The sequence below is a fragment of the Achromobacter colocynthidis genome (assembly GCF_057334535.1).
On record NZ_JBHFIZ010000037.1, the window covers coordinates 512,832 to 534,783 of the forward strand.

General features: G+C 64.2%; 20 protein-coding genes, 1 tRNA gene and 1 pseudogene. 8 read left to right on the forward strand and 14 right to left on the reverse strand.

The annotated features are described in order from the left end of the window. Positions 1-75: 75 nt before the first annotated feature. Entirely contained in the window at positions 76-2,274 is a 2,199-nt protein-coding gene (locus tag ACE04A_RS22080) for a phosphocholine-specific phospholipase C (RefSeq protein WP_448716428.1), read from the forward strand. Positions 2,275-2,334: 60 nt separating this feature from the next. Here the strand turns inward: ACE04A_RS22080 and ftsY are convergent, their stop codons facing one another. Then, positions 2,335-3,399, reverse strand: a complete 1,065-nt coding sequence (gene ftsY, locus ACE04A_RS22085) for a signal recognition particle-docking protein FtsY (protein ID WP_448716751.1) — start codon at positions 3,397-3,399, stop codon at positions 2,335-2,337. Positions 3,400-3,424: 25 nt separating this feature from the next. Here ftsY and ACE04A_RS22090 point away from each other — a divergent pair, with 25 nt between their 5' ends. The 5 genes from ACE04A_RS22090 (at position 3,425) to ACE04A_RS22110 (ending at position 6,554) form a co-directional block, all read left to right on the forward strand. Next, on the forward strand, positions 3,425-3,808 hold the full coding sequence (locus ACE04A_RS22090) for a hypothetical protein (RefSeq protein WP_485820598.1): 384 nt from the start codon (positions 3,425-3,427) through the stop codon (positions 3,806-3,808). A 48-nt stretch (positions 3,809-3,856) separates the two neighbouring features. Then, complete coding sequence (gene rsmD, locus ACE04A_RS22095; protein ID WP_448716429.1) at positions 3,857-4,423, forward strand: 16S rRNA (guanine(966)-N(2))-methyltransferase RsmD; 567 nt, start codon at positions 3,857-3,859, stop codon at positions 4,421-4,423. 58 nt (positions 4,424-4,481) lie between these two features. Continuing rightward, positions 4,482-4,985, forward strand: coding sequence for a pantetheine-phosphate adenylyltransferase (coaD, locus tag ACE04A_RS22100; RefSeq protein ID WP_046807920.1), 504 nt, complete (start codon positions 4,482-4,484; stop codon positions 4,983-4,985). 106 nt (positions 4,986-5,091) lie between these two features. Continuing rightward, a complete protein-coding gene (locus ACE04A_RS22105; RefSeq protein WP_006221659.1) occupies positions 5,092-5,343 on the forward strand; it encodes a YfhL family 4Fe-4S dicluster ferredoxin in 252 nt (83 codons plus the stop codon). Further along, on the forward strand, positions 5,340-6,554 hold the full coding sequence (locus tag ACE04A_RS22110) for a benzoate/H(+) symporter BenE family transporter (protein ID WP_259250228.1): 1,215 nt from the start codon (positions 5,340-5,342) through the stop codon (positions 6,552-6,554). Before ACE04A_RS22105 ends, ACE04A_RS22110 begins: the two co-directional genes overlap by 4 nt. A gap of 69 nt (positions 6,555-6,623) precedes the next feature. On the opposite strand, the gene ACE04A_RS22115 is transcribed toward ACE04A_RS22110, so the two are convergent. Further along, entirely contained in the window at positions 6,624-7,010 is a 387-nt protein-coding gene (locus tag ACE04A_RS22115) for an MOSC N-terminal beta barrel domain-containing protein (protein WP_100854473.1), read from the reverse strand. After that, complete coding sequence (locus ACE04A_RS22120; RefSeq protein ID WP_259250231.1) at positions 7,007-9,505, reverse strand: AsmA family protein; 2,499 nt, start codon at positions 9,503-9,505, stop codon at positions 7,007-7,009. The genes ACE04A_RS22115 and ACE04A_RS22120 overlap by 4 nt, the downstream gene beginning before the upstream one ends. A gap of 418 nt (positions 9,506-9,923) precedes the next feature. Here ACE04A_RS22120 and ACE04A_RS22125 point away from each other — a divergent pair, with 418 nt between their 5' ends. Together ACE04A_RS22125 and ACE04A_RS22130 are read left to right on the forward strand one after the other, a co-directional pair. Then, a complete protein-coding gene (locus ACE04A_RS22125) occupies positions 9,924-11,522 on the forward strand; it encodes an MDR family MFS transporter (RefSeq protein WP_485820526.1) in 1,599 nt (532 codons plus the stop codon). A 3-nt stretch (positions 11,523-11,525) separates the two neighbouring features. Continuing rightward, positions 11,526-11,972 carry a MarR family winged helix-turn-helix transcriptional regulator gene (locus ACE04A_RS22130; protein WP_279995784.1) on the forward strand — a complete coding sequence of 149 codons (447 nt, stop codon included), beginning with the start codon at positions 11,526-11,528 and terminating at the stop codon, positions 11,970-11,972. Positions 11,973-11,978: 6 nt separating this feature from the next. On the opposite strand, the pseudogene ACE04A_RS22135 reads toward ACE04A_RS22130, so the two are convergent. The 11 genes and pseudogenes from ACE04A_RS22135 to betI all read right to left on the reverse strand — a co-directional run. Next, positions 11,979-12,662, reverse strand: a pseudogene (locus ACE04A_RS22135) (PDDEXK nuclease domain-containing protein); the annotation flags it as partial. Positions 12,663-12,783: 121 nt separating this feature from the next. After that, positions 12,784-13,875, reverse strand: a complete 1,092-nt coding sequence (gene ychF / locus ACE04A_RS22140; protein ID WP_259250236.1) for a redox-regulated ATPase YchF — start codon at positions 13,873-13,875, stop codon at positions 12,784-12,786. Between the two features lie 96 nt (positions 13,876-13,971). Then, on the reverse strand, positions 13,972-14,751 hold the full coding sequence (locus ACE04A_RS22145; protein ID WP_448716433.1) for a CPBP family glutamic-type intramembrane protease: 780 nt from the start codon (positions 14,749-14,751) through the stop codon (positions 13,972-13,974). Then, the gene (gene pth, locus ACE04A_RS22150; protein WP_050448047.1) at positions 14,748-15,347 is read right to left on the reverse strand and encodes an aminoacyl-tRNA hydrolase; all 600 of its coding nucleotides are present in this window, start codon (positions 15,345-15,347) and stop codon (positions 14,748-14,750) included. The genes ACE04A_RS22145 and pth overlap by 4 nt, the downstream gene beginning before the upstream one ends. A gap of 98 nt (positions 15,348-15,445) precedes the next feature. Then, positions 15,446-16,057, reverse strand: a complete 612-nt coding sequence (locus tag ACE04A_RS22155) for a 50S ribosomal protein L25/general stress protein Ctc (protein ID WP_046805051.1) — start codon at positions 16,055-16,057, stop codon at positions 15,446-15,448. Positions 16,058-16,204: 147 nt separating this feature from the next. After that, positions 16,205-17,155 (reverse strand): ribose-phosphate pyrophosphokinase, encoded by a 951-nt coding sequence (locus tag ACE04A_RS22160; RefSeq protein ID WP_006227587.1) that lies wholly within the window; start codon positions 17,153-17,155, stop codon positions 16,205-16,207. Between the two features lie 140 nt (positions 17,156-17,295). Further along, positions 17,296-17,372, reverse strand: a tRNA-Gln gene (locus ACE04A_RS22165). A 1-nt stretch (position 17,373) separates the two neighbouring features. After that, complete coding sequence (gene ispE, locus ACE04A_RS22170; protein ID WP_100857596.1) at positions 17,374-18,273, reverse strand: 4-(cytidine 5'-diphospho)-2-C-methyl-D-erythritol kinase; 900 nt, start codon at positions 18,271-18,273, stop codon at positions 17,374-17,376. Positions 18,274-18,309: 36 nt separating this feature from the next. Continuing rightward, positions 18,310-19,983 (reverse strand): choline dehydrogenase, encoded by a 1,674-nt coding sequence (betA, locus tag ACE04A_RS22175; protein WP_448716435.1) that lies wholly within the window; start codon positions 19,981-19,983, stop codon positions 18,310-18,312. Positions 19,984-20,059: 76 nt separating this feature from the next. Beyond that, on the reverse strand, positions 20,060-21,526 hold the full coding sequence (betB, locus tag ACE04A_RS22180; protein WP_485820527.1) for a betaine-aldehyde dehydrogenase: 1,467 nt from the start codon (positions 21,524-21,526) through the stop codon (positions 20,060-20,062). 17 nt (positions 21,527-21,543) lie between these two features. After that, a partial coding sequence (betI, locus tag ACE04A_RS22185; protein ID WP_485820528.1) for a transcriptional regulator BetI occupies positions 21,544-21,952 on the reverse strand: 409 nt, incomplete at its 5' end.

The window sequence follows — 21,952 nt, forward strand, 5'->3', positions numbered from 1 at the left end:
GAGCCCCCTCAAGCCCCTTGAGCCCCTCGCGCCGTTTAAGCACACTTCACATCGATCACCAGGACAGGCAAGCCAATGACGTTCGACGCATCCAAAAGAAAGTTCTTCAAGACCACCGTGGGCGCTACCGCTGCGGTCAGCGCACTGTCGATGTTTCCGCCCAGCATCCGCCGGGCGCTGGCCATTGAAGCCAGCAACACCACCGGCACCATCCAGGACGTCAAGCACGTCGTCCTGCTGATGCTGGAAAACCGTTCTTTCGACGGCTACTTCGGCACCTTCCCCGGCGTGCGCGGGTTTGGCGACCGCTTCCCCATTCCGCTGGCCAACGGCAAATCAGTCTTCCACCAGACGCGCAGCGACGGCACCGAAGAACTGCCCTACCACCTGGACACCACGCTGGGCAATGCGCAGCGCGCGGGCAGCACGCCGCACTCCTGGCCCAACTGCCAGGCGGCGTGGGACCACGGCCGCATGAACAAGTGGCCCAGCGCCAAGCAGCCGCTGTCCATGGGCTACTACGAAACCGCCGAAGTGCCGTTTCACCGCGCGCTGGCCGACGCCTTCACGCTGTGCGACAACTACCACTGTTCGATGCACGCGGGCACCATCCCGAACCGCCTGTTCTTCTGGACCGGCACCAACGGCCCATCGGGCGACAACGTGTCGGTGGTGATGAACGAATGGAACGATGGCGCCGACGTGGGCCCATCCACCGAAGGCTGGACATGGACCACCTACGCCGACCGGCTGCAAGCGGCCGGCGTCAGTTGGAAGGTCTACCAGAACATTCCCGACAACTTCGGCTGCAACGAAATGATGAGCTTTCGGCACTGGCGCGCCGAGATCGAAAAAATGCCTGCCGACCGCCAGGTCACCAACCAGGGCGGCCCCGCGTACAACCCCGCCATCGACGACCTATACAGCCCGCTGGCCAAGGGCTTTGGCAACACCATGCCCGACGGCGGCTTCCTGCAAAGCCTGCGCGACGACGTCATGAACGGCACGCTGCCGGAAGTGTCGTGGATCATTCCACCGGCCGCCTACAGCGAGCACCCCGGCCCCTCCAGCCCCGCCAAGGGCGCGTGGTACATCCAGGCCGCGCTGGATGCGCTGACGCAATCGCCCGAGGTCTGGAGCAAGACGGTGTTTCTGGTTACCTATGACGAAAACGACGGCTTCTTCGACCACATGCCCACGCCGTCGGCGCCGTCGCGCAACGACGACGGCACTCTGGCCGGCAAGTCCACGCTGACCGATGCGCAGATGGCGTTTGAATACTTCACCTACCCGCCCGCCACGCCCAAGCAATTGACGGCCGATGGCAAGCCTTACGGCCCCGGCATGCGCGTGCCGATGTGGGTGATTTCGCCGTGGAGCCGTGGCGGCTGGGTCAATTCGCAGGTGTTCGACCACACGTCCGCCTTGCGCTTTCTAGAGCAGCGCTTTGGCGTCGTCGAACCCAACATCAGCGCTTTTCGCCGCGCCGTGTGCGGCGACCTGACGTCCACCTTGAATTTCGTGTCGCCCAACAGCGCCACCCTGCCCACCTTGTCGGGCCGAACGACCAAGACCGATGCCGACGGGCTGACTGCCTGGCAGGAAGCGCAGCCCGCCATCGCCATCCCCACGCAGCAGACCCTTGCCCCGCAGGCGCCCGGCACGCGCCCGTCGCGCGCGCTGCCTTATGAACTGCACACGAGCGCGCGCGAACAAGCCCGCGAGAACCGCGTGCAGCTATTGTTTGCGAATGCCAGCAGTGCGCAAACAGCAGCCGTCTTCCACGTGTACGACAAACTGCATCTGGACCGCATCCCACGCCGCTATGTGGTCGAAGCCGGCAAGTCTTTGGATGACGCCTGGGACGTGTCGGCCGACAGCGGCCAGTACGACCTGTGGGTGCTGGGCCCCAACGGCTACCACCGCTCGTTCGCGGGCGACCTGATGCGAGCAGCCGGAGCACAGCCCGAAATCCAGGTTTGCTACGTACCCTGCGACGACCCGCAAGTGCAGGTAAAGCTGCACAACAACGGCAGCCAGGCCCGCACGTTCACCGTGCAAGCAATGGCCTACCGCAACGACGCCCCCTGGACGGCAACCGTGGAGGCAGGCCAGGTCGGTGAACTAAGCTGGCCCATCGCCGACAGCGGCCAGTGGTACGACTTTGCGGTGTCCTGCGACGGCTACGCCGCGTTTCAGCGCCGCTTTGCCGGCCGCATGGAAACCGGCAAGGACGCGGTCAGCGACCCCGCGATGGGCCAGCTAGACGCTTAAAAGCAAAACGGGACGGCGCCTAGGCACCGTCCCGTCTTTACTGCTTCACACTGCGAAAACTCAGTCCGCCAGCAGCGCGCCCGCGAACTCATCCGCCACGAAGGGCTGAAGATCTTCCAGGCTTTCGCCCACGCCAATCCAATACACCGGAATCGGCCGCACGCCCTGGCTACCCGCGGCCACGGCGGCCAGGGTGCCGCCCTTAGCGGTGCCGTCCAGCTTGGTCACGACCAGGCCCGTCAGGTTGATGGCCGCATCAAAGGCGCGAATCTGCGCCAGTGCGTTCTGGCCGGTGTTGCCGTCCACCACCAACAGCACTTCGTGCGGCGCCGATGCATCCGCCTTGCCGATGACGCGGCGGATCTTTTTCAGCTCTTCCATCAGGTGCAACTGCGTCGGCAGGCGGCCGGCGGTATCCACCATGACCACGCCCATGCCGCGCGCGCGTCCGGCGTTGACGGCATCGAACGCCACGGCGGCCGGGTCCCCGCCGTCCTGAGAAATCACGCTGACGTTGTTGCGGCTGCCCCATTCCACAAGCTGTTCGCGGGCCGCGGCACGGAAGGTGTCGCCTGCCGCCAGCAGCACGCTTGCACCCTGGCGCTGGAATGTGTGCGCCAGCTTGCCGATGGACGTGGTCTTGCCCGCGCCGTTAACGCCGGCAATCATCACCACCAGAGGCTTTGCGCTGGTCAGGTTGAAGCCGCGCTCCAGCGGGCGCAGGTGGTCGGCCAGCAACTGGCGCAGCGCCGTCTTCACCTTGGCGGGGTCTTCAATGCGTTCCTTCTTGACCCGCGCACGCAGCGCGGTCAGCAGCTTCTCGGTGGCCTCCAAGCCCGCATCGGCCATAATGAGCGCCGATTCGAGTTCCTCGAACAGGTTTTCGTCGACCTTGACGCCAACGAAAATGCCGCCAATGCTCTGCCCCGTGCGCGACAAGCCCTGCTTCAAGCGCGACAGCCATGACGACTTCTTGGGTGCCTCGGCGGCAGCGGGTTCGGGGGTTGGCGCGGGGGCCGGCGTGGGTGCTGGCGTGGGTGCTGGCGCGGGCGTTGGCGCAGTCACCGGCGTTACGATCGGTGCAGGCGCGGCAGTCGGCGCAACTGAAACCGTAGGCGCAGGCATCGGCTCTGGCGCGCGGACCGGCTCAATGGCCGGCGCGGGTGGCGCGGCGGGTGCCGGTGACACCACCGGCGCGGGCGCCGCAACCGGCGTCGTATGGGGCGGCGCGGCGGTTCGCGTCAAAGTCGGTGCAGCGGTCCGCGTCAGAGTCGGCGCGGCAACCGGCGTCGACACCGTCGGTGCAGCGATCGGTGCAGCAGCCGGCGCCACGGTCGGCGCGGCAGGCGACACCGGCGGTGCAATTGCAGGCGAAACCGGTGCGGCGACAGGATCAACGGCCGGGGCGGGAGCGGGTGCGGACACCGGCGCGACCACCTCGGGACGCGGCGCGGGCGGCGGAATCACCGGCGCGGCGGCGGGCTCCGTGGGCGCGACGGCGGCGTCCACGACCTCCGGCGGCGGCACGGGCTGAGCCGGTGCGGCGGGCGGAGGGGATTTTTTCTTGAAGAAGCGGCTAAACATGGGTAACAAGTATATTCGTATCGTCGGGGGCCAATACAGGCGCACCCCCATCGCCGTTCCCGACGTGGAGACGCTGCGCCCCACGCCCGACCGGGTTCGCGAAACGCTGTTCAACTGGTTGAATCATCTTTGGGCCGGCGAGTTCGCCGACAAGCAGGTGCTGGACCTGTTTGCCGGCAGTGGCGCGCTGGGCTTTGAAGCTGCCTCTCGCGGTGTGGCGCATGTGCAGATGGTCGAGCGGGACAAGACCGCCGCGTCCGCGCTGCGGACACTGCGCGACAAGCTCAAAGCCGACATGATACGCATCCAAGTGGGCGACGCCATGCAGGTTGCCGAGCGCATGGATGCGTCCCGCTTTGACCTCATCCTTTTGGACCCGCCCTTCGGACAGGGTTGGCTGGCGCGGCTCTGGCCCATTCTGCCGGGCATTCTGAACGAGCATGGGCTGGTCTACGTCGAGGCGGAAGCCCCCATCGAAGCCCCCGAAGGATTCCAGATCTTGCGGCAGGACAAGGCAGGCGCGGTCCACTACCACCTGCTGGAATTTGCTGCATTGCGGAAATAGATCAATAATCCGAGCTTCGGAGGATGGTGTACACCACTAATAACGGTACGGAGCTCGCATGATCATCGCTGTATATCCCGGCACTTTCGACCCGCTGACCCGGGGCCACGAAGACTTGGTCCGCCGTGCGGCCACGCTCTTCGACAAGGTCGTGGTGGGCATTGCCCATAGCCGCAACAAGAAGCCTTTCTTCAGCATCGACGAGCGCGTTGAAATCGCGCGCGAAGTGCTGGGCCACTATCCCAACGTGGAAGTGCAAAGCTTTGGCGGCCTGTTGAAGGACTTTGTGCGCGACCAGAACGGGCGCGTCATCGTGCGCGGCCTGCGCGCCGTGTCCGACTTCGAATACGAATTCCAGATGGCCGGCATGAATCGCCATCTGTTGCCCGACGTGGAAACGCTATTCATGACGCCGTCGGACCAATACCAGTTCATTTCGGGCACCATCGTGCGCGAAATCGCCCAGCTGGGCGGCGACGTCAGCAAGTTCGTGTTCCCGTCGGTGGAACGCTGGTTGCAGGAAAAAGCCAAGGAGCGCCGCGAGCAATCCTGGCCGGGCTGATCCGCCTGCGCTGCACCATCCCGAAGGGCGCATCTTGCGCCCTTCTTGCGCTTTGCGGCCCGGCAGTACAATGGCAGCCGCCCTCGGCTTTACACCGCTGCCCACCATGGCCTTGCTCATCACCGAAGAATGCATCAATTGCGACGTTTGCGAGCCTCAGTGCCCGAACGACGCGATCTCCATGGGTGATGACTATTACGTCATCGACCCCGACAAATGCACCGAGTGCGTCGGCCATCACGACGAACCCCAGTGCAAGGTGGTGTGCCCGGTGGAGTGCATTGAACTGCACCCCCAGTGGAACGAAGGCCAGGAACAGCTCATGGCCAAGTATCGCCGCCTGACCGGTGCCGCATGAGCGACGCCACGCAACGCAGCATCCCCCTTCCCTCGAATTCCCACCACGCGCGCCGCGATGTGTCCGCATCGGCCATCGCCGCGGGCGTGGTCGCCGTGCTGGTCAGCTTTGGCGGCACCGCCGTGCTGATGGTGCAGGCGGGCCACGCGGCAGGGCTGGACCCGGCCCGCATCGGTTCGTGGATCGGCTCGCTGAGCCTGGCCTTCGGATTCGGCGGTGCGTTCTACAGCCTGCGCACGGGGCTGCCGATTGTCATGGCGTGGTCCACGCCCGGCGCCGCGCTGCTGGTGACCGCGCTGGTGGGCGTCCCGTTCAACGAAGCCATCGGCGCCTACATGCTGGCCGCCGGCCTGACGCTGGCCTGTGGCCTGTTTGGCTGGATCGACCCCATCCTGCGCCGTATTCCCGGCGAAATCGCCGCCGCCATGCTGGCCGGCGTGCTGCTCAATTTCGGCATGGGCATCTTCAGCAACGTCGCCCTGCAACCGGGCCTGGTGCTGGCCATGTGCGCCACCTATTTGTTGTGCCGGCGCTGGGCGCCGCGTTACGCGGTGCTGCTGGTGATGGTGGTGGCCATTGCCCTGGCGTTCGCGCTGGACATGATCCGGCTGGATTTGCTGGACTGGCGCCTGACGGAATTCGTCTGGACCACGCCCGAATTCAGCATGCAGGCGGTGGTCAGCCTGGGCATTCCGCTCTTCGTGGTGGCCATGGCGTCGCAGAACCTGCCCGGCCTGGCGATCCTGCAAGCGGCCGGCTATCGCCCCCCGGCGTCGCGCATCGTGGCCGCCACGGGCTTGCTGGGCCTGTTGGCCGCGCCCTTTGGCGCACACAGCGTCACCATGGGCGCCATCAGCGCCGCCATCTGCACCGGCCCCGAAGCTCATCCCGACCCTGGCAAGCGCTACATCGCCGCCGCGACCTACGGCTTGGGCTACGTGGCCCTGAGCCTGGTGGCGGGGGCCGTGGCCGTCTTCTTCCAGGCTTTACCCGCCGCCCTGCTGGCTGCGCTGGCGGGCCTGGCGTTGCTGGGCACGATCATGGGCGGCATGTCCGCCGCCATGGTCAACCCGCAACGGCGCGAAGCCGCGCTCATCACCTTGTTGGCAACGGCGTCCGGCTTCAGTTTCTGGGGTATCGGGTCGGCCTTCTGGGGCCTGGTGGCGGGCCTGCTGGCCCACGCGGCATTCGAGTTCAAGCGCCGCGCCTAGGCCCTATAGCGCCAGCGTTGGCACTGGCGAGCCCTGCCGGCGCGGCGATTTGTCACGCCGGCCAGTATGTCAGGCCGGCCAGGCCGTGACCGGCGTGTCCGGGTGCACCTTCATGATGCGGCAGGGCACCTGCACGAAGTTCGAGATCCAGGCCGCGGCCAGTTCGCCTTCGTCGATCACGTCAATCGTCTGATCGCCCACATTCATGCTGTAGCGCACGCTGTCGTCGTCTTCGATGACGTCCAGCGGAATATCCATGCGCAGCATGCCGGGCGCTTTCAGCACCAGATAGCCCAGCCGCAACTCCACCGACACGTCGGCAAGCTTGGGACACAGCTCGCGATTCAGCCATTGGCCGGAATCATTGGCAATGAGCCATTGACGGTGATAAGCCGCCGCATTGGGCTGCGTGGTGGTGCCGCATTGCGCGATGGGCTGGAACGTATCGGTGCTCATTTGCCTAGCAATCCCTTCAAGGCCTGGTCCACGACGGCGCCGTTCTTGCCCTTGCCCGTCACGGCCTCGCGCAGCTTGTTCTCCAGGCTGCGCTTGAGGATGCCGCCAATGGCGTCTTTCCACAGCACGGTGTAGGTGGGCTTGTCGAACGGACCCTGTACATGCACGGGAATGGTCACGTCTTTCAGGTCGATCAATTCCTGGCCTTCCGGGGCGGCGGCCGGGTTGACCACCCGCGCGCGCGCCACCAGATTCAGCTCGCTCTTCACGAAATCGATGCTGGCCGGATCGCCCTGCGTGACGCGCAACAACGGCGACACGATGTTCAGCCGCTTCACCGCCGCCACGCCCTTGGTGAAGGCCAGGTCTGCGTCCATTTCCGAGAATTCGGTCTGCTTGCTGCCGTCGGCCGGCACGGTCTCGTTCTGCGATTCCGGCTTGAACGCCGCCTTCAGCTCGCGCAGCGTCTGCGTCAGGTCGATGCCCTTGACCGCGCCATCACGCAAACGCACTTGCAGGCTGCCGCCCAAGGCGTTCTTCATGGCGTAGACATTGGCGCCGGCGGTCTTCAAGTCCAGCGCCAGGCTGCCCGTGCCGCTAAGCATGTTGCGCTTGACCAGGTCCATCAGCAACGGCTCGATGGCGATACCGGCCAAGGACATCTTGGTGGCCAGTTGATTGCCTTGCGCGGCGTCCACCGACAACGCGCCCGCCAGCTTGCCGCCATACAGGCCGGCCGTGAGGCTGGAGATTTCAAGCTTGCCCTTGTCCAGCTTGACCACGGCCGACACCTCGTCGGCTTTCAGGCCGCGCACCACCAGCTTGCCCACCTTCAGGGTGCCGTTGACGCTAGGCCCCACCAGCGCGGACAGGTCGATGGTGTCATCCACCGGCGCGGCCGGGGCCGCGGGCGTGGCGGGCTTGGATTCGTCTTTCTTGCCGTCAGCGGGCGGCTTGGCCGGGGCCGCCACCACGGGCGGCGCCAGCTTGTCCAGGTCCAGCGTGTCCACCACCAATGCGAACTTCACCATCGGCGTTTCAGACAGCTTGGTGATGTCGGCGCTCAGATCGAACTTGCCGCCTTCCAGCACGGCGTTGATCTTGCTGCTGGCCTGGTCTTTCAGCAGGTCCACGTTCACGCTGCCGATGACTGGAATCTGCAGGCTGCCCTTGGGCAGGCCAGGGTCGGTGATGTTGACATCGCCCCGCAGCGCCGACAGGCCACCGGTGCGCTGCCACAAGTTCAGGGTCAGCGGCGACGCGAAGTTCAGCTTCACGACGCGCTCGCCGTTCTTGGACGTGCTGTCCACCTTGGCTTCCTTGATGTCCAGCTCGGCGGCATTGCCACTGATACCGTTCAAGCCGAAGCTGGCGTCCAGGCCACTGAGGCGCACGCGCCCGGTCAGGGCTTCGCCCGTGGCCGAGGTCGGCGAAATGTTCAACGCGGGCGCGTCCACCGCGACTTCAAAGGGGCCGTCGTCGGACCCGCCCTTGGCGCGCACGGCCAGCTTTTCAATCTGCAACTGGCTCTTGTGGGGGTCGATGGCCAGCTTGGGCATGGCCACGCTGGCTTCCACATTGGTGGCGCGCGCGGCCGGGTCCGTGATGTCGCCCTGGAACACCACTTCCAGGCCGGCGATGTCCAGCGACGACTTCTGTCCGTTGAAGGCCAGGTTGCCGCGCATGGCCAGGCTCTTGGCCTCGGCGCCGGGCAGCTTGCCGTCCAGGCGCAGGTCCAGCTTTTGGGCCGCATAGCGCTTGGCCGACGGGTCCAGCGTCAACAGGGCCTGCCCCGTCAGGTTGGCGTCCACGCGCGGGTTGCCGCCTTCCACGCGGGCCGTCATGCGCACATCGAAAGGCTGGTTGAACGTGACGCGGCCCGTGTTGGCGTTGATCTTCGTCACCGCCACGGCCATGCCCGAGATAGCGTCCTGCAACAACACTTCGCCGTCCTTCAGGTCCAGGCCGGCAATGTCGATCTGCATGTTGTTGCGCGTGGCCGGCAAGGTGCCGCTGGTGATGACCTGGGCCGCGGTCTGGGCCGCGCCAACCAGCGCTTCGGCCGGGTTGGACGGCGTGGCCGTGACGCCCGGCGTGCCCCCCACCAGATTGCTGAAGTTGAACTGGCCGTCCTTGTCGCGCACCACGCGCGCCTTCAGGCCGCTGATGGCCACGTGGTCCACCACGAAGCTGTTGGACAGCAACGGCCAGACGGCAACCGCCAGGCGCGTGCTTTCGATGGAAGCGAAGGTGTCCGGGCTATTGGGCTCGGACAGCGACACGCCCTGCACGGACAAACCGATACGAGGAAAGAGCGATAGCTCGATCTCGCCGTCGATCGTGAGGGTGCGGTGATAGCGTTCCTGAACAAGCTCTTCCAGCTTGTACTTGTACGCGTTGGGGTCGAATGTCAGCAAGAAGATGGCCAGGCCAACGACGGCCACGACAACCAACACTACCAGGCCTATCAAAATGCGCTTGAACCACGTTTTCATTGCTGCCCCGTCGGTACCTCGACTGGAAATTCTTGGATGCCGCCCACCGCGCGACGCGCGAGGATGGTGCTGTAGCGGCGGAAAAACCGCGCGCCGGATGGAACTGTCTGCCTGGAACGGTCTGCCTTCAGGACGAGCCCCCGCTCCTGCCGAAAGCTTGTGGCCGCGGCGTAGGGAGGAAGGGTCTACCAAGGAAGGACTGCTGAAGACGCCAGCATGACCAGCGTGCAGATTTCGCTATCGTAACAAATCAGACCGGCTTCGCGCGGCATTGTCAGACCATGACACCAAAAACGCGCCTGCTTGCAAGCCCAAAGCGCTGCGATGTCGTCCATTCCAGCCCGCAGAGCTGACGATTTTCTGTTTGCGGATTGTAGGACTAGAATAATTGATCCATCAATCGTTGATGCATCCAACAATGCCCGCCCCCACCCCAAGTACCCCACATTCGCCCGGCCAGGTGCTGCCCTTCCGGCAAACGCTGCTGGCCATGCTGGGCATGTGCTTTGTCATGATGATGGTCGCCATCGACCAGACGGTCGTGGGCACCGCGCTGCCCACCATCGTGGCCGAGCTCAAGGGCTTTGAACTGTACGCCTGGGTCGCCACGTCCTATCTGCTGACATCGGTCATCACTGTGCCGATCTTCGGCCGCCTGGGCGACTACTACGGGCGCAAGCCCTTCGTGGTGGCCGCCATCATCCTCTTTACCCTGGCCTCGGCCCTGTGCGGCGCGGCCGACAGCATGCTGTCGCTGGTGCTGGCGCGGGCCCTGCAAGGCATCGGCGGCGGCATGCTGGTGGGCACCGCGTTCGCCTCCATCCCCGACCTTTTCCCGGACCCGCACGTGCGCTTGCGCTGGCAAGTGATGCTGAGTTCGGCCTTCGGCATTGCCAACGCCGTCGGCCCCACCCTGGGCGGCGCGCTGACCGAGCACTATGGCTGGCGGTCCGTGTTCTACGTGAACCTGCCCATCGGCATCCTGGGCCTGTGGTTCGTGGCGCGCTATCTGCCGCACCTGCGCAACCACACGTCCGGCAAGGTGCGCCTGGACTGGCAAGGCGCCCTGCTGGTCGCGCTGGCGCTGGGCAGCCTGCAACTGCTGGTGGAACTGCTGCCCAAGGAAGGAATACGCGGCCCCATCGTGCTGCTGGGCCTGGGTAGCATCGCCTCGTTCGTGCTGCTGATCTGGTGGGAAAAGCGCTGCCCGCATCCGCTCTTGCCGCTGGACATGTTCCGCAACCGCGGCCTGGCCACGCTGTTCACGCTGGCGCTGCTGGTGGGCGTGACCATGTATTCGCTGCTGTTCTATGCGCCCCTGCTGCTGCAAGGCGGCTTTGGCCTGTCGCCGCAGGACGCCGGCATGCTGATCACGCCCATGGTTGTGTTCATTACCGTGGGCAGCATCATCAACGGCCGCATCATCACCCGTATCCGCAACCCCAACCGCATGCTCTATGCAGGCTTTCTGCTGATGGCGCTGTCGTGCCTGGGCATCGTCACCACCCACAACACCACGTCGCATATCTTGATTGCCGCCTACATGATGATGGCCGGGCTGGGCATGGGTTTCATCATGCCCAACCTGACCGTTTTCGCGCAGCAAACCGCGGGCCGCACGCACCTGGGTATCGCCACGGCGCTGCTGCAATCGCTGCGCATGATCGGCGGCATGCTGGGCACGGCGGTCGTCGGCACCATGGTCAGCCATAGCTACTTCAGCGGCGTCGAGTCCACGCTGAACGGCGCGTCGGCGCAATGGCTGCCCGAACTGAATGACCCGCAGATGCTGGTCAACCCGGCGGCGCAGACCCAGTTCCTGGCACAATTGGCGCATCAAGGCCAGGACGGTACGTCGCTGATCGAGATTGCGCGAGTCGCGCTGGTGGGCGCCATCCATGAAGGCCAGCTCATCGCGCTGGCCGTCGCCATCTTCGCGCTATGGTGCGTGCGGCGCGTGCCGCTGGTGCAATTGGCCCGCCCAAGCAAGGCGGAGCCCGCCGGCGTCGGAGAATAGCTTTTGCCCAGACAACAACAAGGCCTGCAAGTCATCCAGCACATGGGGCAGACGTACCGCGTCATGCAAAGCGCATTCAGCAGCAAGGTGGGCCACGCCCTGCCCCGCTGGCGCATCCTGCTGGCGCTGCATGAAAACGGGCAGTGTTCGCAGAAGCACCTAGCTGAGCGTTGCCGGCTGGATCCCGCATCATTGACCCGGCAATTGCAAGCGATGGAGAAAATGGGCTGGATAGCGCGTGCCGTGGATGCTCAGGACAACCGGCTGACGAATGCCACGCTGACGGCGGCCGGACAGGCCGTGGTGAATGAAGCGCTGCCTAAACGGGCGGCGTTTTTTGAAGAGGCGTTGAAGGGGTTGTCAGCGGCGGACGTGGATACGCTGAACCGGGTGCTGAGCGTGCTGGAGGCGAATTTTCTAAGGGCGGCGGGGGATAAGGCGGGGGGATGATGTGGCGAGTTCCCGGCCGACAAATGCAAAGCCAGCGCCTAGTTCAAGCAGAAAGTCGGTAACGTGCTGCACAAGCGCGTTTTCGATCTCGCGTTCCTGTGCCTCTTCGCCCAGGCCGAGGAAGTCAAAGCGGTAGGGATCTTTCAGCGACTCAATGGCCAGATCGGACTGCGGTGCAGGCAGACGCTGTTCAAAGTTGGTAACAGCGTTGCCCCTGCGTTCCAACAAGCGGGTTTCGATGTGGATGTTCAGCACGTTGCGCGACCAGCCATGTTCAATGGCGGCGCGGGCATAAGCCCGACGCTCCGCTGGCTGTTTAAGCCGATCCAGTAGCACTAAGTTATGCCCCCAGGGCAATTGTGCAGCAGCCTGCTGCACAATCTCGGCATCCGGCCAAGCCTCGGCAAACGCCCGCATGTACTTAAGGTTGCGTGGCGAAAAGCCTTTCATATCCGGGAAGGCGGCACGCAGGTCATGCGCCAGCCGGTCGATCACCTTGGCACCCCAACCCTGCTCGGCTTGTCGTGCAAGAATGTCGCGACCGATCTGCCAATACAGCCAGACCAGTTCCCGATTAACCGCCAGCGTCGCACGCTGCTGCGCACTGTGGATGCGCCCTTTCAGGTCGATCAGCCAGTCAGCGTAGCCTTGAGGAGCTGAAGTGAGGGAGGCGGGTTTGGCGGCGGCCATCAGCTTTCCATCCATGACTACGGAAAAAACACCCCGCGGTTGAACACGACTACCCCCAACCCACCCCTGAATCCTTCAGACCTCGATAAACAATAGGAACGCTCGCGAGGTCCGGGGAAACTCAGACGTTAAACAAGAAATTCATCACGTCCCCATCCTGCACGATGTATTCCTTGCCTTCGGCGCGCATCTTGCCGGCTTCCTTGGCGCCTTGCTCGCCCTTGTACGTGATGAAGTCTTCGTACGCGATCGTTTGCGCGCGGATGAAGCCGCGTTCGAAGTCGGTGTGGATCACGCCGGCGGCTTGCGGGGCGGTGGCGCCGATGGGCACCGTCCAGGCGCGCACTTCCTTCACGCCTGCGGTGAAGTAGGTTTGCAGGCCCAGCAGCTTGAAGGCGGCGCGGATCAGGCGGTTCAGGCCCGGCTCTTCCATGCCCATGTCGGACAGGAAGGCCTGGCGGTCAGCGTCTTCCAGGTCGACGATTTCGGATTCGATGGCGGCGCAGATGGCGACGACCGGCGCGTTGCGCGCGGCGGCGAATTCGGTCAGGCGGTCAAGCAGCGGGTTGTTGGTGAAGCCGTCGTCGGCCACGTTGCCCACGTACATCGCGCGCTTGGCGGTGATGAAGCACAGTTGGGCGATGTCGGCGTGTTCTTCCGGGCTGAGGTCCAGCGCGCGGATGGGCTTGGCTTCGTTCAACTGGGCCACGCACTTTTCCAGCACGGCCACGATGCGCTGCGATTCCTTGTCGCCGGAACGCGCGGTCTTCTGATGACGCTGCAGCGCTTTTTCAGCGGTTTGCATGTCGGCCAGCGCCAGTTCGGTTTCGATGACTTCGATGTCGGCGATGGGGTCGATCTTGCCGGCCACGTGAATCACGTTGGGGTCTTCGAAGCAGCGCACGACGTTGACGATGGCGTCGGTTTCGCGGATGTGCGACAGGAACTGGTTGCCCAGGCCTTCGCCCTTGCTTGCGCCGGCGACCAGGCCCGCGATGTCCACGAATTCGACGGTGGCGGACAGGATGCGCTCGGGCTTGACGATTTCAGCCAGCTTTTGCAGACGCGGATCCGGCACTTCGACCACACCGACGTTGGGTTCGATGGTGCAGAACGGATAGTTCTCGGCGGCGATGCCGGCGCGGGTCAGAGCATTGAAGAGAGTCGATTTGCCAACGTTGGGCAGGCCGACGATGCCGCATTGCAGAGCCATGGGAATCCTGTGTAAGTACGGTATTGATCGTTAACGTTCTAGTTTACCCCGGGTGCGCCCCGGGGCAGTTTCGTCAGGGCCGTCGATACGGCCCCGCTATTTGACGATAGACGGCGCCCAACGCATGACGGCCCAGATCATCAAAATGGGGCCGGCGTTGAACGTGGCGTGCAGCAGGATGGCCGCGCCGATGCCGCGTCGCACGCGCATCCAGCCCAGCACCAGCCCCGTCAGCCATTGCGGCAGCACCAGCAGCGGCATCAACCAGTACGGTGTCTTGCTATAGACGAAGTTGGTCAGATGGACCGCGGCAAACGTCAGCGCGACCAGATGGAACACCAGGCCGAAATGCTTCAGGTAGTAGCGCCGCCACGTCGTGTCCCAGCCCGTCAGCATCCCCTCGCGCGGACGCACGCCCCAGCAGGCCAGCAACATAAAAGCCGCCAGCAGCAGCCCCGTCCACAGTTGCGGGCCATACAAGACCACGGGCATCAACGCAGGCACCAGCCACAGCACCTGCAACGGCCGGCGCAGGCCATAGCGGAACAGCATTTCTTCAACCAGCGGCGCCCAGATAATCGCCGTGAGCCACGGCAGGTTGGCCGGGTCGATACGGTGAGTTGCGCCGCCCAGGCCGGCGGCCATCACGGCCAGCGGACCCAGCGCAAAAAGATTCAGCGCCCACAGCAGCCCTGCCCAGGCCAAGAGGCGCCCAGGGCGGATGCCCGGCCACCAGTCGGCCAGAAACCCATTACCCGCCACACGCCCCGGCACGCGCGACAGCGGACGCGGGTGACGGATATAGCGCCAGAAGTCCGCGACTTCTGATCGAAAGCGGGTTTCGCCGACGGGGGTGGACTGCGCGGGGTGGTTCATCCCGCAACGTTGCCGCTATGCAGTTGGCGCGTAGCCAATGGGAAATCACCCGCCAGCATCGCCGGCACCACGGCGCGGCAGCGGTCGATGACGGCGTCGATTTCTTTTTGTTCATCGCGGCGCGGCGGATGCAGCACGAAGTCCGCCACCTGCTGGGCCAGGCCCAGCGTGCGCGGGTGGCCGATGCCGATGCGCAGCCGCCAGAAATTCGGACTGCCCAGCACAGCCTGAATATCCTTCAAGCCGTTGTGCCCCGCATGGCCACCGCCCTGCTTGAGCTTGACCTGTCCGGGCAGTAGATCGAGTTCGTCATGCAGCACCAGCACCTGTTCGGGCGCCAGCTTGTAGAAGCGCGCCAAGGCACCGACGGCCTGGCCGGATTTATTCATATAGGTGATGGGCTTGAGCAGCAGCACGTTGTCCGCGCCCAACCGCGACTTGGCGACCATGCCGAAAAAAGATTTCTCAAGCGCGAAAGAAGTGCGCAGATCGTCCGCCAGATGGTCGGCCAGCCAGAAGCCGGCGTTGTGCCGGGTCGTTTCGTAGTCAGGACCGGGGTTACCCAATCCCACAATAAGGCGTATGGGAATAGACATGATGGAGGGTGTTTAAACCAAAAAACCCTGCGCATGCAAATGCACACGCAGGGTTTCGGGCACAAGCCGAGGAAAGCCCGAAGGCTTTCCAAGAAGGCTTAGGCAGCCGGAGCAGCTTCTTCGGCTTCGTCGGCAGCGGCAGCGCCGCCCTTGACGATGGCGGCAGCCAGCAGCGGGTTGTCTTCACCGCCGTGGGGCACGTAGGTGACGCCCATGGGCAGCTTGATGTCGGCCAGGTGGATCGAAGCGCCGGCCAGGATGTTGGTCAGGTCGACTTCGATGAACTGGGGCAGAGCCTTGGGCAGGCAGGTGATTTCCAGTTCGGTCGTCACGTGGCTGATGATGGCGCCGGCCAGCTTCACAGCGGGCGAGATTTCGGCGTTGACAAAGTGCAGCGGCACCTTGGTACGCAGAGCCTGGTTGGCGTCCACGCGCTGGAAGTCCACGTGCAGGACTTGCGGCTTGTAGGCGTGCCATTGAACCGAACGCAACAACACTTGCTCATCCTTCGAGCCTTCGAGCTGCATTTGCAGGATCGATGCGTGGAATTCTTCCTTACGCAGGGCGTGATAGATCTCGTTGTGGTCGAGTTCGATGTTCAGGGGGGCAGCCGTACCACCATAGACAATGGCGGGAACGCGGCCCGCGCGGCGCAGGCGGCGGCTCGCACTCGAACCCTGGACGCTACGCGCAGTGGCGATGAATTTCATGGAAAACTCCAAAAACAAAATAAGGTGAAGAGGCTTCACCAGTTAACGGCACGGCGCGCAACATGCGCGCCGTGTTGATTGCGCCTTGCCGCGACCAGCAAGGTGCAAAAACTAAGAGTGGGCTGTGGCAGGCCGACGCGAAGTGCGTCAGTCAACAAACAGCGAGCTGACCGATTCCGCGTTCGAGATACGCAGGATGGTCTCGCCCAACAGCGCGGCGCACGACAACTGGCGGATCTTGCCGCTGGCCTGGCCTTGCTCGGAGAGCGGGATGGTGTCGGTGACGACCAGTTCGTCCAGTTCCGACGCTTCAATGCGGTCAATGGCGCCGCCCGACAGCACGGGGTGCGTGCAATAAGCGTAAACGGCGCCGGCGCCGCGGTCTTTCAGGGCCTGGGCCGCCTTGCACAGCGTGCCGGCGGTGTCGACCATGTCGTCCATGATGATGCAGGTACGGCCGTCGACTTCACCGATGATGTTCATCACTTCCGACACGTTGGCGCGCGGACGACGCTTGTCGATGATGGCCAGGTCGGCTTCCAATTGCTTGGCCAGCGCGCGGGCACGGACCACGCCGCCGATGTCCGGGGACACCACGACCAGGTTCGAGAAATTGCGGCGCCAGATGTCGCCCAGCAAGATCGGACCGGCGTAGATGTTGTCCACGGGAATGTCGAAGAAACCCTGGATCTGGTCGGCGTGCAGGTCCATCGTCAGTACGCGGTCAACGCCAGCCACTTGCAGCATGTTGGCCACGACCTTGGCCGAGATGGCGACACGCGCCGAGCGCGGGCGGCGGTCTTGGCGGGCGTAGCCGAAGTACGGAATCGCGGCGGTGATGCGGCCGGCCGACGCGCGGCGCAGGGCATCAACCATGACCATGATTTCCATCAGGTTGTCATTGGTGGGCGCACAGGTGGGTTGCAGGACGAAGACGTCCTTGCCACGCACGTTCTCGTTGATTTCGACCATCACCTCGCCGTCTGAGAAGCGACCGACGGTCATCTTGCCCAGGGACATATCGAGGTGGTTGACTACGTCCACGGCCAGCCGAGTGTTGGCCGTGCCCGTGAAGATCATGAAGCTATCGTTTGCCATGATGGATGATGCGATGGTCGTTGTAAGACACTAACGAGTGATGCGGGGTGAAAACACCAGCGGATCCGGAAAATAAAAAAGCTGCTGAACCCGGGCCAGTGTCTTACAGGCGTGTTCAACAGCTTTTTTATGTATTCGGTTGGCTGGGGAGGAAGGATTCGAACCTTCGCATGCCGGAATCAAAATCCGGTGCCTTAACCAGCTTGGCGACTCCCCAACTATCTTGCAATCCAATTCCGCAACGGATGTTCAGTTAAACCAGTACAAGCCTGCACTAACCGAAACCGTGGATGCGATGTGCTATTTGTTTTAACAGCGCCGCGCATTATAGCGGATATTTCTGCTTTCGCCAAAACGGCTTCGGAAAGTTCAGAGAATTCGGCGAATAAACACGCGCCTGATCCCGACATGCGTACAGGGTAACCCTGTTCTGCAAGCCACCGCGATGCCCTGGAAACTTCAGGATAAAGACGGTGAACCACCGGCTCCAAGTCGTTTTTCCCGAAGGAAAAAGTTGGCGAAGCAAGAAAGTCCGCTATTGTGATGTAAGAAGAATCCCTTGTCAAATCGGGTGCGGAAAATATTCCAACAGTCGGCACGCTGGTGTCCGGCTGCGCCACCAGATAAGCGCGATCAGGCAGCGTCACGGCGGTGAGCGCTTCGCCCACGCCTTCCGCGAAGGCCGATTGCCCGAACACGAAGACCGGCACATCGGCACCCAAGGGCAAGGCCAGGTCCATCAGCTCGCGGCGCGTCAGCCCCGTGTTCCATAGCTTGTTCAGCGCGATCAGCACCGTGGCCGCATCGCTGGAACCACCGCCCAGCCCACCGCCCTGCGGAATACGTTTTTCAAGGCCGATCTGCACGCCCTGGCGTGTGCCGGTGGCGTGCTGCAAGGCGCGCGCGGCGCGCAAGGTCAGGTCATCGGCTTCGGACACGCCGGCAAGCTCGGTGGCACGGCTGATGACGCCATCGGCGCGCGCGTCGAAATGCAGCGTGTCGCACAGGTCGATGAAGCGGAAGACCGTTTGCAGCAAGTGGTAGCCGTCGGCGCGGCGGCCCACCACATGCAGGAACAGATTCAGCTTGGCGGGAGCGGGTACGTCGTACAGGGTCACAGAGGGCAGCCGATGCGTGCGGGACAAGCCCACATTCTATCCACGCACCGGACCTTGCGCCGTGTAGTAAGGCACGTCCGCGCGCGCAAGCGGCGTGCGGCCGCGAAGGTGGTCGGCGATTTTCTCGGCCATCATGATGACCGGCGCGTTCAGGTTGCCCGTGACAATGTCCGGCATGATCGATGCATCAATCACGCGCAAGCCCTCCAGCCCGTGCACGCGGCCGTAGCCGTCCACCACCGCCATCGGGTCGGACGCCGCGCCCATCTTGTTTGAGCACGATGGGTGATATGCGGTTTCGGCTTGCGCGCGCACGAAGGCATCCAGGTCCGCATCGCTTTTGAGGGAGGCGCCGGGAGATATCTCGCGACCGGCGTACTGCGCCAGCGCGGGTTGCGCGAACAGCTCGCGCGTAATGCGCAGCGCCGCGCGGAATTCGCGCCAGTCCTGCGCGTCGGACATGTAGTTGAACAGGATGCTGGGATGGTCGCGCGGCGAACGCGAACGAATGCGGACCCGCCCACGGCTGGGCGATCGCATCGACCCCACGTGCATCTGAAAGCCATGCACCTTGATGGGGTTGGACCCGTTGTAGTTGATTGCGATCGGCAGGAAGTGATATTGCAGGTTCGGCCATTTGAAATCGTCATGGCTGCGTATGAAGCCACCCGCTTCAAATTGATTGCTGGCGCCAATGCCCGTGCCCATGAACAACCACTGCGCGCCGATCGCAGCCTGATTGCGCAGCTTCAGCGATGGGGCCAGCGACACGGGCTGCTTGCATTCATACTGCACGTACAACTCAAGGTGATCTTGCAGGTTCTCGCCCACGCCGGGCAGGTCATGCTGCACGGCGATGCCCATGCCGCGCAGCATGCTGCCCGCCCCCACGCCCGAACGCTGCAAGATCTGCGGCGATGCGATGGCGCCCGCGCACAACAGCACTTCACGCAGCGCGTAGCTGCGGTGCTGCTGGCCATGCTGTTCCCAGGCCACGCTTTCGGCGCGCTTGCCGGAAAACAGAATCACATCGGTCCACGCGCGCGTGACGATCGTCAGGTTGGCGCGTCCGCGCGCCTGGTCCAGATAGCCGCGCGCGGTGCTGGCACGCCGGCCGCGCGGGGTCACGGTGCGGTCCATCGGCCCAAAGCCTTCCTGGCGATAGCCGTTCATATCCGGCGTTTGCGCGTACCCCGCCTGCTCGCCCGCTGCCACCATGGCCGCAAACAGCGGGTTGTTGCCGGCCTTGGGGGTGGTGACGCTGACCGGCCCCGCACCACCGTGATAGTCACAGGCGCCGACGTCGCGGCTTTCGGCCTTCTTGAAGTACGGCAGGCAAGACAGATAGTCCCAATGCGCCAGGCCGTCTATGCGCGCCCAGTGGTCGTAGTCCAGCGCGTTGCCGCGCACGTAGCACATGCCGTTGATCAGCGACGACCCGCCCAGCCCCTTGCCGCGCCCGCAATCCAGGCGGCGGCCATTCAGATGCGGCTCCGGGTCTGTCTTGTAGCCCCAGTTGTAGCGCCTGCCCTGCAAGGGCATGGCCAGCGCGGCCGGCATCTGCGTGCGGAAATCCAGCCGGTGATCCTGACCCCCGGCTTCCAGCAGCAGCACGGTCGTGCCTGGGTCTTCGGTCAGTCGCGCGGCCAGCGTATTGCCCGCCGATCCCGCGCCGATGATGATGTAGTCGTACTCGCGCTTGATGGACATTGTCTTCCCCCGAACACGTGCAGAAATCGGGTGCCCGCCGGTGTGGCGGGCGCCCGTCGCCGAATGGTCAGTACGATCAAAACACCGACTCGAACGGGCCGAGTTCTACCTGCACGGATTTTGTCTGCGTGTATTGGGCCAGCGCGTCCATGCCGTTTTCGCGGCCAAGGCCCGATTGCTTGTAGCCGCCCACCGGCATCTGCGCGGGCGATTCGCCCCAGGTGTTGACCCAGCAAATGCCAGCCTGCAAGCGATGCGCAACGCGATGCGCGGCGGCCAGATCGCGGCTGACCACGCCCGCCGCCAGACCGTAGCGGCTGTCGTTGGCGCGTTGGACGACTTCGTCTTCGGTATCGAACGCCAGGATGCTCATGACGGGGCCGAAGATTTCCTCTTGCACGATCTCCATGCGGTCTTCGCAATCCGAGAACACGGTGGGCGCCACGTAGGCACCCTTGGCCAAGGCGCCTTCCATCAAGCGGACGCCGCCCGCCAGCAGCTTGGCGCCTTCGCGCTTGCCGATTTCAATCCAGCTCAGCACGTGGTCCATGTGGGCCGCGCTGACCAGCGGGCCGAAGTTCGTGCGGAGATCGAAAGGGTCGCCGATGCGGATGCGCGCCACCCGTTCCAGCACAGCGGCTTCAAACGCCGCCTTGTGCGACCGATGCACGAACACGCGCGTGCCGTTGGTGCATACCTGGCCCGAGCTGAAGAAGTTGGCCATGACCGCGATATCGGCGGCGCGCTCCAGGCAGGCATCGGGCAGCACGATCAACGCCGACTTGCCGCCGAGTTCCAGCGTGACGCTCTTGAGCGTAGCGGCGGCCACGCCCATGACTTGCTTGCCGGTGTCCACGCCGCCGGTGAACGACACTTTCGCCACGCCAGGGTGGCCCGTCAGCCAGTCACCGATTTCGCGGCCGCTGCCCAGTACCACGTTGAACACGCCGTTGGGCACGCCCGCCTGCGTGTAGATCTCGGCCAGCCGCAAGGCCGTCAACGGCGTGATCTCGGCGGGTTTGAACACCATGGCGTTGCCGGTGGCCAAGGCCGCGGCGGACTTCCACATGGCAATCTGGATGGGATAGTTCCACGCGCCGATGCCCGCGATCACGCCCAGCGGTTCGCGGCGCGTGTAGAAAAAGCTGGATTCGCGCAGAGGCACCTGAATGCCCTCCACCGCCGCCGCCAGGCCCGCGTAATACTCGATGACGTCCACGCCGGTGGCGATGTCGACGATGCGGGTTTCGGACAGCGGCTTGCCGGTATCCAGCGTTTCCAGCTCCGCCAATTCGTCATTGCGCTCGCGCAGCATCTGCGCCGCCTTCAGCAGCACGCGCCCGCGCTGCGCGGGGGTGCGCGCCGCCCATACTTTCTGCCCTTCCTGCGCGCTGGCCACCGCGCGGTCTATGTCCTGCCGGGCGGCCACCTGCACTTCCGCCAGCACCGCGCCGTTGGCGGGGTTTACCGTGGTGATGGTCTTGCTGCTGATGGCGTTGGTGCGCCGGCCGTGGATGTAGAGTTGCTGGATGGGCAAGGGCATGGGAATCCGTCCTGTTGTCAAAGTGAGGGCGGGCCCAAGGCCGGCTCGCCCTTGAATTGGCTGCGATCAAGCAGCAGGTCCACATAGTCGTAAGCAATGTCGCGCGCCTTGTCGCCGACAAAGTCCGCGCCCTGCAGGCTGCCCCGCAGCCACAGGCCGTCGATCAGGGCGGCAAGGCCGCGCGCGGCATCGCGCGCCTGCGCAAGCGGCATCACGCGCAGGAATTGGCTGCACAGGTTGGAATACAGGCGGCGGTCGTTGGCGCGTTGCAGTCTGCGCAGGCGGGGTTGATGCATGCTGGCCGCCCAGAACGTGAGCCATGCGCGCATGGCGCTGCGTGATACCTGGGTGGGCACGAAGTTGCCGTCAATGATGGCGCGCAGTTGCGCGCGCGGCGTGGCCTTGGCCTCCCGCCGCGCACGCGAC

Bases quoted from the DNA above. Each gene is read 5' to 3' on its own strand.
- ACE04A_RS22080 (WP_448716428.1), top strand. From the start codon at position 76: ATGACGTTCGACGCATCCAAAAGAAAGTTCTTCAAGACCACCGTGGGC.
- ftsY (WP_448716751.1), bottom strand. From the start codon at position 3,399: ATGCCTGCGCCTACGGTTTCAGTTGCGCCGACTGCCGCGCCTGCACCG.
- ACE04A_RS22090 (WP_485820598.1), top strand. From the start codon at position 3,425: ATGGCCGGCGCGGGTGGCGCGGCGGGTGCCGGTGACACCACCGGCGCG.
- rsmD (WP_448716429.1), top strand. From the start codon at position 3,857: ATGGGTAACAAGTATATTCGTATCGTCGGGGGCCAATACAGGCGCACC.
- coaD (WP_046807920.1), top strand. From the start codon at position 4,482: ATGATCATCGCTGTATATCCCGGCACTTTCGACCCGCTGACCCGGGGC.
- ACE04A_RS22105 (WP_006221659.1), top strand. From the start codon at position 5,092: ATGGCCTTGCTCATCACCGAAGAATGCATCAATTGCGACGTTTGCGAG.
- ACE04A_RS22110 (WP_259250228.1), top strand. From the start codon at position 5,340: ATGAGCGACGCCACGCAACGCAGCATCCCCCTTCCCTCGAATTCCCAC.
- ACE04A_RS22115 (WP_100854473.1), bottom strand. From the start codon at position 7,010: ATGAGCACCGATACGTTCCAGCCCATCGCGCAATGCGGCACCACCACG.
- ACE04A_RS22120 (WP_259250231.1), bottom strand. From the start codon at position 9,505: ATGAAAACGTGGTTCAAGCGCATTTTGATAGGCCTGGTAGTGTTGGTT.
- ACE04A_RS22125 (WP_485820526.1), top strand. From the start codon at position 9,924: ATGCCCGCCCCCACCCCAAGTACCCCACATTCGCCCGGCCAGGTGCTG.
- ychF (WP_259250236.1), bottom strand. From the start codon at position 13,875: ATGGCTCTGCAATGCGGCATCGTCGGCCTGCCCAACGTTGGCAAATCG.
- ACE04A_RS22145 (WP_448716433.1), bottom strand. From the start codon at position 14,751: ATGAACCACCCCGCGCAGTCCACCCCCGTCGGCGAAACCCGCTTTCGA.
- pth (WP_050448047.1), bottom strand. From the start codon at position 15,347: ATGTCTATTCCCATACGCCTTATTGTGGGATTGGGTAACCCCGGTCCT.
- ACE04A_RS22155 (WP_046805051.1), bottom strand. From the start codon at position 16,057: ATGAAATTCATCGCCACTGCGCGTAGCGTCCAGGGTTCGAGTGCGAGC.
- ACE04A_RS22160 (WP_006227587.1), bottom strand. From the start codon at position 17,155: ATGGCAAACGATAGCTTCATGATCTTCACGGGCACGGCCAACACTCGG.
- betA (WP_448716435.1), bottom strand. From the start codon at position 19,983: ATGTCCATCAAGCGCGAGTACGACTACATCATCATCGGCGCGGGATCG.
- betB (WP_485820527.1), bottom strand. From the start codon at position 21,526: ATGCCCTTGCCCATCCAGCAACTCTACATCCACGGCCGGCGCACCAAC.